We start from the raw sequence: 14052 nt of genomic DNA on the forward strand, positions 1-14052 counted from the left end.
CCAATGCTCCAACGAAGCCTCCTAATCCTGCTGGTCCTGGTCAATGCACTGCTGCTGGCTGCCGTGCTGGGCGCGTTCGGCCCACAACCGCTGGCCGGCTGGCTGGAAAGCGCGCGAGAGCCCGAACGCGCTGCCCAGCAGATGCGCGCCGAACGCTTCCGCCAGATGCCGCAGGCAAGCGGCAGGCGGGCGGCATCGGAGCCCACCACTGCGGCAGCCACAACCACAGCCGCAGCCACGCCCGAAGCCGGCGCACCAGCCATGGCTTGCGTCGAGATCGGTGGTTTCAACGGGGAACTGGTGCGCAAGGTGGCCGATGAGCTGGCCGGCGCGCCGCCCGGCGCCTGGCGCGTGGAACAGTTCGAGCGGCAGGAGCAGGCGCGCTGGTGGGTCCACCTGCCGCCGCAGGCCTCGCGCGAGAACCTGCAGCGCAAGCTCGGCGAGTTGCGCCGGCGCAATATCACCGACGTATCGGTGGTCAGCGCCGGCTCGCCGGAAACCTATACGGTGTCGCTGGGCTTGTTCCAGGAGCGCGAGCATGCCGAGCATTTCCTCGACAACCTGCGCGAGCACGGCGTGCGCACTGCGGTGCTGACCGATACGCCACATCCGTTGACGCGCCAGTGGCTGCGCGTGCACAACGCCGACGCGGCACTGCGCACGCGGCTGGACGAGATGCGCCAGCGCTACGGCGCGCAGGACTTGCTGACCTGCACCTGAGCCATGCGTCAGCGCTTGCTGCTCCGCTCAGCTGCCCTGGCGTACCTTGGACAGCAGCTTGGTGGTGGAGCGGTCGTGCAGGAACGCGATGGCATGCGCCTGGCCGCCCCAGCTGCGCACCAGGCGGGTTTCTTCCAGCGTATCGATGTCGTAGTCGCCGCCCTTGACATAGATGTCCGGGCGCACCAGCCGGATCAGCTCGACCGGCGTTTTCTCGCGGAACATCACGACCAGATCCACCGATGCCAGCGCCGCGATCAGCGCCATGCGATCCGATTCGTGGTTCAGGGGACGGTCGTCACCCTTGCCGAGCATGCGCACTGAGGCGTCGCTGTTGACACCGACTACCAGGCTGGCGCCCAGGGCCTTGGCCTGCGCCAGGTAGGTGGCGTGGCCGCGGTGGAGGATGTCGAAGACGCCGTTAGTGAAGACTAGCGGGCGGGGGAGGGTGGCTAGTTTTTCTGCTAGCGCGGTTGGGTTGTCGGGGGGGACTAGTTTGGATTCGAAGGTTGGGGGGGGCATGATGGAGGTGTTGGGGTAGCCGGTGGGTTCTGCGATTGTCTTCGTGTGAGGGCGCAACTTCAATGTCAACTGTTTAACTGCAACGGCTTAACGTCAAAGGCTGAAAGTCAAAGGCAGTTTCACCTCCCCTGCGGGGAGGCGACCTACTTTCTTGTCTCGCCAAGAAAGTAGGCAAAGAAGCGACCCGGATGGGGCGACCCCCCCTCGTCGGCAGGCAAAAAGAGCGGCCGGGGGCCAAACTCACATCGCCTTAGGGCGATGCTCAGACATGGCCCCCTCTTTTCCGCTCTTTTTGCCTGCCGACGAGGCGCCCCATAACGGGAGATGAAAACCCAGACGGCTCGCTGCGCATCGCGGGGAGGTGATTGCCGCCTGGGGGCGGAAATCACGTCTACACCGCATGGTGATTTGACGACATCGCTCTCGCGCTGGGTCAGCCGTGTTTCCCGCCTGGGGGCGGGAAACACAGGAGCGCGATGCGAAGCGAGCCGTGAAGGTGTGCCAAGGCCGTATGGGGCGCCTCGGGATTTCACGAAAAGAGCGGAGAAGAGGGACCCATGTCTGAGTATCGCCTTAAGGCGATGCGAGTTTGGGTCCCGGCCGCTCTTTTCGTGAAATCCCGAGGGGGTGTCGCCCCATCCGGCGCGCCTTCTTTGCCTACTTTCTTGGCAAGACAAGAAAGTAGGTCGCCGCGCCGCAGGCGTGGTGAAACTGCAGTTGAAGTTAAGCCGTTGCAGCCACAACCCAACACCCCAAAAAAACAAAACCCCATCAACCGATGGGGCCCGTCCCGCCGAAGGCGCCAAAACGACACCCCCAGCCAAAAAACCAACCTTATGCCTGCGCCGGCTGCGCACCACCCGCCGCCTGCAACCGCACATTCAACTCCTTCCGATACCGGTTCAAATCCTGCACGGTCTCGAAAGTGCGCTCGAACAGCAGCGACATATTGTGCAGGATCCGCTCGATCACCTTCTTCTCCCAGCCTTCGTCGAAGCGGATCTGCTCGTCGAGCCAGTGCTCGAGCCAGTCCGGGTCCGGCAGGCGCGACTGGATGGTGTCGTTGGGGAACAACGCCTTGTTGACGTGCAGGTTGGTCGGGTGCAGCGGCTTTTCAGTGCGGCGGGCGGAGGCCATCAGCACGCCGATCTTGGCGAAGGCCGAGCGGGCGCTGTCGCCGAACTGGTTCAGGTATTTCTTCATGTAGCGCAGGTAGGCGCCGCCGTGGCGGGCTTCATCCTGCGACAGGGTGCGGTAGATCTGCTTGATCACCGGCTCGGTGTGCCATTCGGCGGCACGGCGGTACCAGTGGTTGAGGCGGATCTCGCCGCAGAAATGCAGCATCAGGGTTTCCAGCGGCGGGGCCGGGTCGAACTCGAAGCGCACGGCGTGCAGCTCTTCTTCGGTCGGCACCAGGTCCGGGCGGAAGCGGCGCAGGTATTCCATCAACACCAGCGAATGCTTCTGCTCTTCAAAGAACCAGATGCTCATGAAGGCCGAAAAGTCGGAATCGTGGCGGTTGTCGCGCAGGAACATCTCGGTGGCGGGCAGGGCCGACCATTCCGTGATGGCATTCATGCGGATCGTCTTGGCCTGGTCGTCAGTGAGCAGGCTCGGGTCGAAGGAATCCCAGGGGATGTCCTTGTCCATGTGCCAACGTACCGCTTCCAGCGATTTGAACAGTTCGGGGTAGAGCATGGTAAGCCTTTGAAATTACGGGCAGATTCTACCAGATGCGAATTATTCCCAATGCCCTTTTTAAGCGCAAAGGAAGGGGGTGTTTGCGGCTGAACCTGCTCGATGCCCAATTTATGGGCGAATATCGCGCCTTTTCTTGCTTTTACTGGTGCGAAAAAGAGCGGTATGCGTTGCTCTGCGCCAAGTCCGACGATGCGGCAAGCCCGTTGTGCCCTTAAGTCAGGCCGTCACACCGGCGGGTGGTTCGATATCAAGTGTAACCGTCCGTGCGGGCGTTGCGTTCGTGTCGTCGCCATCATCGGGCGGGATGACATCATAGAGGAACGCCGCGAGTTCGTGCTGTTGCGCCAGGGCGTCTTTCTCGCCCAGGTCGATCAGGGCCTGGGTGAACTCGGGCTCGAACAGCAGGTAGCTGGCAAAGGCCGCGCCGCGCGCTTCGGTGCCGCCCAACGGTGTCAGCAGGGCGCGCACGGTGCGGGGCAGCTGCTGCACATGCGTCGCGGCAATGGATTCGATGGGCTCGCTGGGCGAGATCGTCATCACCTGCACCGGGCGCCAGCCTTCGCGGTCGTTGGCGATCTCCGGCACGCGCGAGAGCAGGCTGTTGATGTGCTGCAGCCGTTCCAGGTCAGCGCTTAGCCCGTCGAGGAAGATGCTGGCCAGGGCCTGGCCGCCCACCTGCGCCAGTGACGGGTAGCCGCCGGCAGGCACGGTGTCGAACCAGCCCGGGCGCTGGCGGGAGGCCGCGCCGATGGCCAGGATGCGGGACGCGCCCAGGTGGATGGCCGGCGACAGGGGCGACATCTGGCGCATGGTGCCGTCGCCGAACCACTCATGGTGGCCTTCGAGCTCCAGCGGCAGCGCGGGGAACAGGAAGGGGATGGAGGACGACGCCAGGAGGTGGTCCACGCCGATCCTGGCTTCCACGGCCAGCCGCTGGCTGCGGCGCCACGGATGGATGCGGCGGTGCGACTGGTAGAACGTGACGTGGCGCCCGGTGGTATAGGACAGCGCCGTCACGGCAAAGGCCTGGAGGTCGCCGGCGTCCAGGCTGGCCTGCACCCGCTCGGGGTCGAACAGCTCGCTGAGCAGGCCGCCCAGCGGCGCGTTGTCGAACAGCGCCCGCGGCGCGCGCCGGATGGCCCAGCCGAAAGCCAGCGCGGAGAGCCACCGCGCGCCGGACGCACCCACGCCGACGATGCCGGTGCGGTAAACATCCTCGGCATGGATGCCGCTCCACAGCGCGGCCAGGCTATCGGCCGCGACGTGGAAGTTGGCCGCGTTGATCGCCATGCCGGCGCCGTTGATGGCGCCGGCCGAGGTGCCGCAAATGATGTCGAAGGGAATGCGGCCGCTAGCGCGGCCGTGCTGCGCGGCGATGCGCGCGAGGCCGCGTAGCACACCGGCCTGGTAGGCGGCGCGGGCGCCGCCGCCCATCATGATCAGCGAGGTGGTCTTCACTGCTGGCGTCCGCTCCGAAATTGGATCACGGGGTTCCCCTGGCGTTGCGGGACTCAGGTGCGGCTGAGGTTCAGGAGGGCTCGCCGGAAGTATCGGCCGAGCCGTTGGCACTGCCTTGTGGCTCGGCGGGCTTGGCCGCCGCGGATTTCTTGCTGGCCGGGCGTGTGGCCTTGGGCGCGGGTTTGGCGGCCGGCTTGGCCCCGGCCTTGGTGCCCGCTGCCTTGCTGGCTGGCTTGTGCGCCGGCCTGGCCTTGCTGGCAGGCGCCTTGCCTTCCGGCCTGGCGGTGGGCGCGGGGGCGGTTTCGGGCGTGGCCGTGCCGGGCATGCCAGGCATGCCAAAGCCGCCCAGGTTACCGAGATTTCCAAACGGCGACATGCTGGCGGTGGCGGCGCTGCTGGCGATCTGGTTGAATTGCTGCTGCAGCACATCCCACCACAGGCTGGCATCCGGCGGGGTGGCGTCACCCGGGCCGCCAGCGTGGCCGGCAGTGTGGCCAGATGCCGCGGCCGGCTCTGGCGCCTGGCCAGCTTCGGGCGCATCGGGGCCGTTGTCTTCCTCGTCCTCGTTTTCCTCGACCGTGGGCTCGGGCCAGACGCGCCGGGCCGCAGGGGGCTCGGCGGGTTGCTGGTAGGGCGCCGCGCTGGGCGAGTTGGCCGCGCGCGCCACGTTTTCCATCGCGCTTTGCATCGCCTCCGGCGAGAGCGCGGTGCCGATGGTCTGCAACGCCACCAGCGTGGCGCGCTGCACTTCCAGGCCCTGGATGGTGGTGCGCAGCAGGTTGGTATTGAGCTGCAGCCAGCCTTCCACGGCCTTGAGGTCATGGATGCGCTTGTCGACGTCCTCCAGGTTCATCGGTGGGGTCATGGCCTGCAGGCCGGGCATCAGCCCGCCCGGCATGCCGGCGGCACTGCCCCACATCTTGCGGAGGAACTCGAAGCCGTTGGTGAAATCTGGAATCTGGCCGAACATGGTCTCGCCTCCGGGGGTCGGCAGCCGGCGGTGCCGGCTGCGGAACTGCATTGATCGGAACTACCTGCGTTACTCGAACTGCGGCGGCCGCTTTTGCCGCAGGCTGGCTACGCCTTCCTGCACATCGGGGCCGGCAAAGCCCATGAATTCCAGCGCCAGCGAGGCATCGAACGAGGGGCCCGCCATGCGCAGCCAGTTATTCAGCGCGTACTTGGTCCAGCGGATCGCCGTCTGCGACCCGGCGGCCAGCCGGCGCGCCACGTCGAAGGCGCGCTCGACCAGTTCCTCTTCGTCCACGGTCAGCGACACCAGCCCGATGCGCTCGGCCTCTTCGCCGCTCACCGACTCGCACAGCATCAGATAGTACTTGGCCTTGGCCATCCCGCACAGCAGAGGCCACACGATTGCGGCATGGTCCCCGGCCGCCACACCCAGGCGTGTATGGCCATCGACGATGCGCGCGGTCCTGGCCGCGATCGAGATATCGGCCAGCAGGCCAGCCACCAGCCCGGCGCCGACCGCCGGGCCGTGCATGGCGGACACGATCGGCTTGTCGCAATTGATCACGTTGTAGACCAGGTCCCGGGCCTCGTGCCACACGCGGGTGCGGGTGGCGAAATCGTTGGCCATGTCTTCCACCAGGGACAGGTCGCCGCCGGCCGAAAAGCCTTTGCCTTCGCCGCGGATCAGCGCCACGCGCACGTCCGGATCGGCCGACACGTCGCGCCAGATCTCCGCCAGCTCGCGGTGCATATTGGCATCGGCTGTGGCCAGCTTGCGGTTGGCGGACTGTTGCGCACCCATCACGATCTCGAGGATGGGGCCATGCCGGCGCAGGGTCAGTGCCTGGTAGCGGTCGTAGCGTGGCGACAACGGCGCGTCGTCAACGTTGTCCGTGCCGGACGCTAGCGGGGTGGAAGAAAGCGTGGGCGCTTGCGGAGGGATTGCGGTCATGGGGCAGCGATGGCCGGGGCCATTCCTTGGTGACGCGTGGGGGCCGGGCCGCGAAAACGGCCCGGGTCGCCGCCGGTGGCTGCCTGGCGCAGTCGACGGCAATTAGCCAACCGTTCGGTCGGTCAATTATAAGCACTCCCATCGCCGCGCGGCCAGCGGCGAACAGCCTGGCCCGCGGCACTCCCGTTTAGCCTCAGCCCTTGGCCGACACCAGCTGGTCGATCGCGCCGAACACCGAGCGGCCCTGCGCATCGAACATCTCGATCTTGACCGCGTCGCCGAACTTCATGAAGCCGGTGACCGGCTGGCCGCCGTCGATGATCTCCAGCATGCGCTTCTCGGCGATGCAGCAGTAGCCCTTGCTGCGGTCGACGTTGGAGATGGTGCCTGAGCCGACGATGCTGCCGGCGCGCACATTGCGCGTCTTGCAGATATGGGCGATGAGCTGGCCGAAATCGAACACCATGTCGGTGCCGCAGTCGGGCGCGCCCACCTGCTTGCTGTTCCAGTGGACGGTCATCGGCAGGTGCACGCGACGCTCGCGCCAGGCTTCGCCCAGTTCGTCGGGCGTGACCGCCACCGGCGAGAAGGCGGTGGCCGGCTTGCTCTGGAAGAAGCCGAAGCCCTTGCCCAGCTCGGCGGGGATCAGGTTGCGCAGGGAGACATCGTTGGCCAGCATGATCAGCCGGATGGCGTCGGCGGCCTGCTCGGGCTTGGCGCCCATCTTCACGTCGCCGGTGATGACGGCGACCTCGGCCTCGAAGTCGATGCCGAAGGCTTCGCTGGCGCACACGATATCGTCATGCGGGCCGATCATGTCGTCGGAGCCGCCCTGGTACATGAGCGGATCGGTCCAGAACTCCGGCGGCATCTCGGCGCCGCGCGCGCGGCGCACCAGTTCCACGTGGTTGACGTAGGCGGAGCCGTCGGCCCACTGGTAGGCGCGCGGCAGCGGCGCCATGCATGCCCTGGGGTCGAAGGCGAAGGGGTGGCGCGCGCGGCCCGCGTTCAGGGCATCGTAGACGTCCTGCAGCTGCGGTGCGTAGAAATTCCAGTCATCCAGCACGGTCTGGAGCTTGCCGGCGACATCGTTGACGTAGTGGGCGGTCTTCAGGTCGCGCGAGACAACCACGAGCTGGCCGTCGCGCGAGCCGTCCTTGAGGGTGGCGAGTTTCATGTATGCGGTGCGATAGGAAAAAAGCAGATCAAGCGGAAATCGCGGAAATAGCTGAAAAGCTGAAAAGCTGAATAAGCAGCCCGCTAGTCTACCGTGATGCCCTTGGCCTTGATCAGCTTGCCCCAGCGCTCGGCCTCGGCATGCGCGTACTGTGCGAATTCCTCGGGCGTGCTGGAGACCGGCTCCACGCCGATGCCTTCGAAGCGTTTCTGCACGTCGGCGCTCTTGAGCGCCTTCACCAGCTCGGCGTTCAGGCGGGTCACCACCGGCTTGGGGGTGCCGGCCGGCGCCACCACGCCTTGCCAGGCATAGGCTTCGAAGCCGGGCACGCCGGCTTCGGCCACCGTCGGCACCGCGGGTAGCGCCGTCAGGCGCTTGGGCGTGGCCACGCCCAGCGCGCGCACCTTCCCGGCCGCCACGTTCTGCTGGCCGGAGGCGAGGTCAAGGAACATCAGTTCGACCTGGCCGGCGAGCAGGTCCTGCACCGCCGGCGCGGCGCCCTTGTAGGGCACGTGGGTCATCCTGGTCTTGGTCTGGTCCATGAACAGCTCCATGGCCAGGTGGTGCGGGCTGCCCGCGCCCGGCGAGGCGAAATTCACCTTGCCGGGATTCTTCTGCACATATTCAATGGCTTCCTTGAGCGTGCGCGCCGGGAAGTTCGGCGTTGCCACCAGGATCAGCGGAAAGCGCGCCACCATCCCCACGTGCACGAAGTCCTTGTCGGCGTTGTAAGGCAGCTTCTTGTACAGCGACGGATTGGCCGCCAGGGTGGCGGTATCGGCGGTCAGCAGCGTGTAGCCATCGGGCTTGCCATGCGCCACGGCGTCGGCGCCGACAATGGTGGCCGCGCCCGGGCGGTTATCGATCACCACCTGCTGGCCTAGCGCCGGCGTGATGGCCTGGCCCAGCGTGCGCGCCACGACGTCGGTGCCGCCTCCCGCCGGATAGGGCACGACCCAGCGGATCGGCTGGGCGGGCCAGTTGTCGGCGGCACAGGCAGGCTGGAACGCGGCGGCGCCCAGCGTCAGCGCGGCTAGCAGCGGCGCAGCGCAGGCGCGCCATGCTTGCAGGGCGGGGCGATGGCCGAAGGGGAAAAGGCGGGTCATTTTCGTCTCCTGTAGAAAGCGGCCGCGCCGCGCCATCAGGATTGCATGGCGGCATGCCCGCGCCGGTATTGGCCGGTGCCGAAGATATCGATTCGCCCCGACCTGTGTATGTGCGCTCAAAGGTGCGCTCAAAGTCTACCGACGGTTTAAAAATTGGTAAATCGATTTCGCTATAGTAAATTCATGGGCCGGGCGGCATGATTGCTTTGCATGCGCGCAGCCGGTGTGTGTGACTGATGCATTTCTTTTTCGATTTCTTGCCCCCGTTGCCGCATGACCGAACCTGAAGAAGACGATTCCAAACTGCGTTCCGGCATCCAGTCGATCGAGGTTGGCTTCAAGCTGCTGCAGGCGCTGGCGGCATCGCCGCGCGCCATGATGCTGCGCGACCTTGCCGCCGCCGCCGACATGAATCCGGCCAAGGCGCATCGCTACCTGGTCAGCTTCCAGCGGCTCGGCGTGGTGGTGCAGGACCCGGTTGGCGGGCGCTACGATCTCGGGCCGTTCGCGCTGCAACTGGGCCTCGCCGGCCTCAATCGGCTCGACCCGGTCAAGAAGGCCCGCCCGATCCTGTCGCAATTGCGCGACGAGATGGACCAGACCATTGGCATCGCCGTCTGGGGCAACCACGGCCCGACCATCGTGCACTGGGAGGAATCCAGCCACCCGGTCACGGTCAGCCTGCGCCTGGGCGACGTGATGCCCATGCTCAACTCCGCCACCGGCAGGCTGTACGGCGCCTACCTGCCGAAACAACAGACGCGGCCGCTGGTCGAACGGGAACTGGCGGAGCGTGGCCATGACGATATTCCCGACCTGCCGCGCTCGCTGGCCGACTATGACGTGGTCTGCGAAGACGTTCGCGCCCACGGCGCGGCGCGTGTGAAGGGCGGCGTGCTGCCGGGCATCAATGCGTTTTCGATGCCGGTGTTCGATGCCAATGGCCACGTGGCGATGGCGCTGATCGTGCTGGGCGCGCAGAGCGTATTCGATGCAGAATGGGGCGGGACGGTCGACCGTCATGTGCGCGATATTGCCCGGCAGATTTCTTCGGAGCTTGGTTACCTTGGTGGCAGCCCGACGAGCGGGCCGAACGGCCCTCACCCGTAAGCCGACCTCGCGCCGCCTGCGCTGGGCGGTGGCGCTTGCGCTGGTGCTGGCTGCCCACTTGCTGGCGGTGCTGGGCCTGCTGCATATGCCCGGGCTGCCGCGGGACCCGACCGCGCCGCCGCCGCTCGAAGCCATCCTGCTGCCGCCGCCGGCGCCACCGGCACCCGCAGCGCCGCCACGCCCGGCCCCGGCCGCACCAAAGCGGCCTCCGGCGGCGCGCGTGGAGCCCACGCCCACGCCCACGCCTGCGCCCCCGGTTGAAGCCCCCGCCGCCCCTGAGGCGCCAGCGCTGCTTGCCACGCCTGGCGCCGGCCCTTCCATGGCGAGCGCCGCTGGCAGCGCCGGGAGCAGTGCGGCGCCCGCGTCCGCGCCGGCGGCCACGCAGGCTGCGGCGCCCCCTGACAACGTCCGCTACGCGGCGCCCCCATCCACGCTGCTGCACTACGCCAGCTTCGTCAATGGCGTGCAGAACCCGGATGGCCTGATCCGCTGGCAGCACGACGGCGCGCACTACCAGCTCGCTGTGGAGACACGGGTGCTGTGGTTCCGCTTCGCCTTTCACAGCACCGGCGCGCTCAATGAGCGCGGCCTCGCGCCCGAGCGCTATGAGGAGAGCCGCCGTAACCGCGTCGAGGCGGCACGCTTCGATCGCGCTGCCGGCACGCTCGTCTTCGAGGGGCGCGGCAAGCAGGAGCCGCTGCCGGCCGCGGGCCAGGACCGTTTCAGCGTGTTCCTGCAACTGGTGGGGCTGGTGCGGGGCAATCCGCAGCGCTACGCCACGCCGGGCGTGACGGAAACCTTCGATGTGGCGGATACGCGTGACCTGGAGCCCATGCAGGTGCAGTATGTGGGGGACGAGGAGGTGGATACTGGCCATGGCTCGGTGCGGGCCAAGCACTTCGTGCGGCTGCCGCGCCATGCCAATGATCGCCGGCGCGTGGAAGTGTGGCTGGCGCAGTCGCTGCAGTGGATGCCAGTGAAGCTGCAGCAGACGGAGCCCGACGGCACGCAGATCGAACTCGTTTATCGCGATAGCGAACCGCTGCGCTGAGCCTGCAAGCTGCTTTCAGGCCGACTCAAGCCATCCGCAAGCTGCGGCCTCGGCCGCCGCTGTGGTTCACCGTGTTTTCACCAACATCCGGAGACCCGTCATGAGCGCCACCCTGCCACCATCCGAGACCCGCCGCGTGCGCGTGGGCGATATCAGCCTGCACGTGCGCATCGACGGGGGCGACGGCCCCTGGGTGGTCCTGGCGCATGCACTGGGCGCCAACCACGCCTTGTGGGATGCCACGGCGCGCCACCTGGCACCGCGTTATCGCGTGCTGCGCTACGACCTGCGCGGGCACGGCCAGAGCGATGCGCCGATCGGCGCCTACTCGATGATCCGCCTGGCCGACGACGTGGCCTGCCTGATGGATGTGCTGGAGGTGCCGGCTGCGCATTTCGTCGGCGTCTCGGTCGGCGGCATGATTGGCCAGACCGCGGCCGTGCGCCATCCCGAGCGTTTGTTGTCACTGACCCTGGTCGCGACCGTCAACCGCACGCCGCTGGATGTCCACCCGATGTGGCATGAGCGCATCGGCCAGGTGGAAGCACATGGCATGGCAGGCGTTGCCGACAGCACCATGCAGCGCTGGTTCAGCGCGGCATTCCGGGGCGCGCATCCGCAGGAGGTGGCCCGCGTGCGCGAGATGCTGCTGGCCACGCCCGTGCACGGATACGTCGGAACCTGCCAGGCCATCATGGCATTTGACCTGGCCGGGGCGATTTCGCGGATTCATTGTCCTACTCTGGTAGTGGCCGGCGAGGAGGACCTGGGGGCGCCGCCGGCGATGGCCCGCGAGATTGCCGCCGCCATTCCCGGTGCCCGGCTCGAAATCCTGCCTCACGCCGCGCATCTTGCCCATATCGAGCAGGCGGACCGCTTTCATGCCGTGCTGGATGCTTTCCTTGGTAATGCGGCTTGCGGCGCACAGTGCGATGTACCCTGAGGCGAACCTTGGCGCTCAAGGCAGAACTAGGCAGAACAGCGGGCGGTAGCTTTCCCACCAAACTCAAGAACTTGCTGGGATGGCCGTTGCCCAATGTAGTGAGGGAACGCTTATAACCTGCGGTTTGCCGAAACAGAACTTGAAAACACGGCAAACACCCTCAGCTAGGAGGTGAAATCGCGGAGGGCAACCGGCCAGTGTGCCGGTTATCGAAATAATCAGTCGCCCGCCGCTTGACCCATGACAGCCAGGAGGTATGCCATGCAAATGATCTACAACAGCGACAATTACTGCATTGTCGAGTTTGGTGCGGATGTCGAGCATGCGCCTCTTGCCTCTGGCGGCTATGAAATCGTGGACAAGAACCTGAAACGCGAGATTTTCCTCGGTGGCCGGATGGCCGAGAGCTTTCGCGCGGACGTGACGCGTCTGATCGAAAGCGAGCCGTCGGTGGAAGAGGTGGATGATTTCCTTGGCAAGTTCGATACAGTGATGATTCACCCGCTAGTGATGCACTAGGCTCCGCGGTTGCCTTTGCCAGCTTTGCGTCGCGAGACGGGCCGGCAAGCCAAGCCATGGAGGAAATAGCAAGAAGCCCGCGCACAGCGCGGGCTTCTTGCTTTCAGGCTCTGTTCCCTGCCTCCGTTCCCGGCCAGCTTCCGGTCATGCCATATCGTTAATACTGTTCCCAGGGCAGCCCGGCATGGCGCCAGCCATTGAGTGTATTGCGGTGGCGCTCGGCGTCGAGGTCGCCCTCGAAGCCATGCAGCACGTTGTAGACGGTAGAAAACCCGGCACCCTCCAGGGCCCGCGCGGCGGCTGTCGAGCGGTTGCCGCTGCGGCAGATCAGCAGCACCGGGCGCGCCGATGCCTGGCCGGCGAGCTTCTTCACCGACTGCACGAAATGCGGGTTCACCTCCCAGTCGGGGCCATCGTTCCAGGGCACGTTGTGTGCCCCCTTGGGATGCCCGACGAAGAGGTACTCCATTTCGCTGCGGCAATCGATGAAGAGCGCATCGGGCGACTCGCTGAGGAGCGTTTGCGCGTCGCCGGGGCTGAGGTGTTGCATGGGCTAGGCTTTCCGTTGATGGGAATGAGGGCGAATGTGCCCCAGTGTAGGGCCGGGCGGTGCCGCGCGGCAACCCGCGAGCGCCGCTGGCTGCACCGCCCGGATGCTGCCGTTATTCCGCAAACCATTGATGTAACTGATAAAATCGCAGTCTTTTCTCTTGCTGTCGAGCCCCACATGAGCGCCGCCCCACGTTCCGCCTCGCTTTCTCCCGCGCGCCCCTACACCCGGGCGGCCAACCTGCCGGCCCTGCTGCGCGAGCGCATCCTGATCCTGGATGGTGCCATGGGCACCATGATCCAGCGCTACAAGCTGACCGAGGCGGATTACCGCGGCGAGCGTTTTGCCGGGCACCATGTCGACGTCAAGGGCAACAACGAACTGCTGCTGCTGAGCCGCCCGCAGGTCATCAGCGAGATCCACGAGCAATACCTGGCCGCCGGCGCCGACCTGATCGAAACCAATACATTTGGTGCGACGGGCGTGGCCCAGGAAGACTACAAGATGGCGGACCTGGCGTACGAGATGAACGTCGTTGCCGCCCGGCTGGCGCGCGAGGCCTGCGACAAGTACAGCACGCCCGACAAGCCGCGCTTTGTGGCCGGCGCCTTCGGCCCCACGCCCAAGACCGCGAGCATCTCGCCGGACGTGAACGACCCGGGCGCGCGCAACGTGACCTTCGAAGAGCTGCGCCACTCGTACTACGAGCAGGGCAAGGGCCTGCTGGAAGGCGGTGCCGACGTGTTCCTGGTGGAAACCATCTTCGATACGCTCAATGCCAAGGCCGCGCTGTTCGCCATCGACCAGTTGTTCGAAGACACCGGCGAGCGCCTGCCCGTGATGATCTCCGGCACGGTCACCGACGCCTCCGGGCGCATTCTCTCCGGCCAGACGGTGGAAGCCTTCTGGAACAGCCTGCGCCACGCCCGCCCGATCACCTTCGGGCTGAACTGCGCGCTCGGCGCCACGTTGATGCGCCCCTACATTGCCGAGCTGGCCAAGATCTGCGACGCGGCTGTGTCGTGCTATCCGAACGCCGGCCTGCCCAACCCGATGAGCGATACCGGCTTCGACGAAACCCCGGAGGTCACGTCGTCGCTGGTAGAGGAGTTTGCCGCGTCCGGCCTGGTGAACCTGGTGGGCGGCTGCTGCGGCACCACGCCCGAGCACATCGCCGCCATTGCCAAGCGCGTGGCCAGCAAGAAGCCGCGCACCTGGCCCGGCCAGTACCGCGACGCCGCCTGAACTCGCATCGCGAGCCCACAGAACAA

General features: G+C 66.4%; 14 protein-coding genes. 6 read left to right on the forward strand and 8 right to left on the reverse strand.

Features of this window, described 5'->3' with window-relative positions; translation table 11 throughout:
* Positions 1 to 3 precede the first annotated feature (3 nt).
* Positions 4 to 720 carry an SPOR domain-containing protein gene (locus F7R26_RS00885; protein WP_150992679.1) on the forward strand — a complete coding sequence of 239 codons (717 nt, stop codon included), beginning with the start codon at positions 4 to 6 and terminating at the stop codon, positions 718 to 720.
* 27 nt (positions 721 to 747) lie between these two features.
* On the opposite strand, the gene rfaE2 is transcribed toward F7R26_RS00885, so the two are convergent.
* The 7 genes from rfaE2 to F7R26_RS00920 form a co-directional block, all read right to left on the reverse strand.
* Positions 748 to 1242: a D-glycero-beta-D-manno-heptose 1-phosphate adenylyltransferase gene (gene rfaE2, locus F7R26_RS00890; protein ID WP_150992681.1), complete on the reverse strand. Its 495-nt coding sequence runs from the start codon at positions 1240 to 1242 to the stop codon at positions 748 to 750.
* An 834-nt stretch (positions 1243 to 2076) separates the two neighbouring features.
* Positions 2077 to 2940 carry a ferritin family protein gene (locus F7R26_RS00895; protein ID WP_043342844.1) on the reverse strand — a complete coding sequence of 288 codons (864 nt, stop codon included), beginning with the start codon at positions 2938 to 2940 and terminating at the stop codon, positions 2077 to 2079.
* 219 nt (positions 2941 to 3159) lie between these two features.
* Positions 3160 to 4401, reverse strand: a complete 1242-nt coding sequence (locus F7R26_RS00900; RefSeq protein WP_150993478.1) for a patatin-like phospholipase family protein — start codon at positions 4399 to 4401, stop codon at positions 3160 to 3162.
* A gap of 70 nt (positions 4402 to 4471) precedes the next feature.
* Positions 4472 to 5371: a PhaM family polyhydroxyalkanoate granule multifunctional regulatory protein gene (locus F7R26_RS00905; protein ID WP_150993480.1), complete on the reverse strand. Its 900-nt coding sequence runs from the start codon at positions 5369 to 5371 to the stop codon at positions 4472 to 4474.
* 69 nt (positions 5372 to 5440) lie between these two features.
* Positions 5441 to 6244, reverse strand: coding sequence for an enoyl-CoA hydratase/isomerase family protein (locus F7R26_RS00910; protein WP_150993488.1), 804 nt, complete (start codon positions 6242 to 6244; stop codon positions 5441 to 5443).
* 274 nt (positions 6245 to 6518) lie between these two features.
* A complete protein-coding gene (locus F7R26_RS00915) occupies positions 6519 to 7502 on the reverse strand; it encodes a fumarylacetoacetate hydrolase family protein (protein WP_150993482.1) in 984 nt (327 codons plus the stop codon).
* 83 nt (positions 7503 to 7585) lie between these two features.
* Positions 7586 to 8608, reverse strand: a complete 1023-nt coding sequence (locus tag F7R26_RS00920; protein ID WP_150993484.1) for a Bug family tripartite tricarboxylate transporter substrate binding protein — start codon at positions 8606 to 8608, stop codon at positions 7586 to 7588.
* Between the two features lie 273 nt (positions 8609 to 8881).
* Between F7R26_RS00920 and F7R26_RS00925 the strand changes: the two genes are divergently transcribed.
* The 4 genes from F7R26_RS00925 to F7R26_RS00940 all read left to right on the forward strand — a co-directional run bounded on the left by F7R26_RS00925 (position 8882) and on the right by F7R26_RS00940 (position 12231).
* Entirely contained in the window at positions 8882 to 9718 is an 837-nt protein-coding gene (locus tag F7R26_RS00925) for an IclR family transcriptional regulator (protein ID WP_150993486.1), read from the forward strand.
* A complete protein-coding gene (locus tag F7R26_RS00930) occupies positions 9678 to 10769 on the forward strand; it encodes a DUF3108 domain-containing protein (RefSeq protein ID WP_338404691.1) in 1092 nt (363 codons plus the stop codon). Before F7R26_RS00925 ends, F7R26_RS00930 begins: the two co-directional genes overlap by 41 nt.
* Positions 10770 to 10869: 100 nt before the next feature.
* Positions 10870 to 11712, forward strand: a complete 843-nt coding sequence (gene pcaD / locus F7R26_RS00935) for a 3-oxoadipate enol-lactonase (protein ID WP_150992541.1) — start codon at positions 10870 to 10872, stop codon at positions 11710 to 11712.
* Between the two features lie 261 nt (positions 11713 to 11973).
* On the forward strand, positions 11974 to 12231 hold the full coding sequence (locus F7R26_RS00940; RefSeq protein ID WP_150992539.1) for a BTH_I0359 family protein: 258 nt from the start codon (positions 11974 to 11976) through the stop codon (positions 12229 to 12231).
* A 157-nt stretch (positions 12232 to 12388) separates the two neighbouring features.
* Here the strand turns inward: F7R26_RS00940 and F7R26_RS00945 are convergent, their stop codons facing one another.
* Positions 12389 to 12781 carry a rhodanese-like domain-containing protein gene (locus tag F7R26_RS00945; RefSeq protein WP_006161304.1) on the reverse strand — a complete coding sequence of 131 codons (393 nt, stop codon included), beginning with the start codon at positions 12779 to 12781 and terminating at the stop codon, positions 12389 to 12391.
* A gap of 177 nt (positions 12782 to 12958) precedes the next feature.
* On the opposite strand from F7R26_RS00945, the gene F7R26_RS00950 reads away from it, so the two are divergent.
* On the forward strand, positions 12959 to 14026 hold the full coding sequence (locus tag F7R26_RS00950) for a homocysteine S-methyltransferase family protein (RefSeq protein ID WP_150992538.1): 1068 nt from the start codon (positions 12959 to 12961) through the stop codon (positions 14024 to 14026).
* Positions 14027 to 14052: the final 26 nt, after the last annotated feature.

The organism is Cupriavidus basilensis (assembly GCF_008801925.2).
GTDB lineage: Bacteria > Pseudomonadota > Gammaproteobacteria > Burkholderiales > Burkholderiaceae > Cupriavidus > Cupriavidus basilensis.

Bases quoted from the DNA above. Each gene is read 5' to 3' on its own strand.
- F7R26_RS00885 (WP_150992679.1), top strand. From the start codon at position 4: ATGCTCCAACGAAGCCTCCTAATCCTGCTGGTCCTGGTCAATGCACTG.
- rfaE2 (WP_150992681.1), bottom strand. From the start codon at position 1,242: ATGCCCCCCCCAACCTTCGAATCCAAACTAGTCCCCCCCGACAACCCA.
- F7R26_RS00895 (WP_043342844.1), bottom strand. From the start codon at position 2,940: ATGCTCTACCCCGAACTGTTCAAATCGCTGGAAGCGGTACGTTGGCAC.
- F7R26_RS00905 (WP_150993480.1), bottom strand. From the start codon at position 5,371: ATGTTCGGCCAGATTCCAGATTTCACCAACGGCTTCGAGTTCCTCCGC.
- F7R26_RS00915 (WP_150993482.1), bottom strand. From the start codon at position 7,502: ATGAAACTCGCCACCCTCAAGGACGGCTCGCGCGACGGCCAGCTCGTG.
- F7R26_RS00920 (WP_150993484.1), bottom strand. From the start codon at position 8,608: ATGACCCGCCTTTTCCCCTTCGGCCATCGCCCCGCCCTGCAAGCATGG.
- F7R26_RS00925 (WP_150993486.1), top strand. From the start codon at position 8,882: ATGACCGAACCTGAAGAAGACGATTCCAAACTGCGTTCCGGCATCCAG.
- pcaD (WP_150992541.1), top strand. From the start codon at position 10,870: ATGAGCGCCACCCTGCCACCATCCGAGACCCGCCGCGTGCGCGTGGGC.
- F7R26_RS00940 (WP_150992539.1), top strand. From the start codon at position 11,974: ATGCAAATGATCTACAACAGCGACAATTACTGCATTGTCGAGTTTGGT.
- F7R26_RS00945 (WP_006161304.1), bottom strand. From the start codon at position 12,781: ATGCAACACCTCAGCCCCGGCGACGCGCAAACGCTCCTCAGCGAGTCG.
- F7R26_RS00950 (WP_150992538.1), top strand. From the start codon at position 12,959: ATGAGCGCCGCCCCACGTTCCGCCTCGCTTTCTCCCGCGCGCCCCTAC.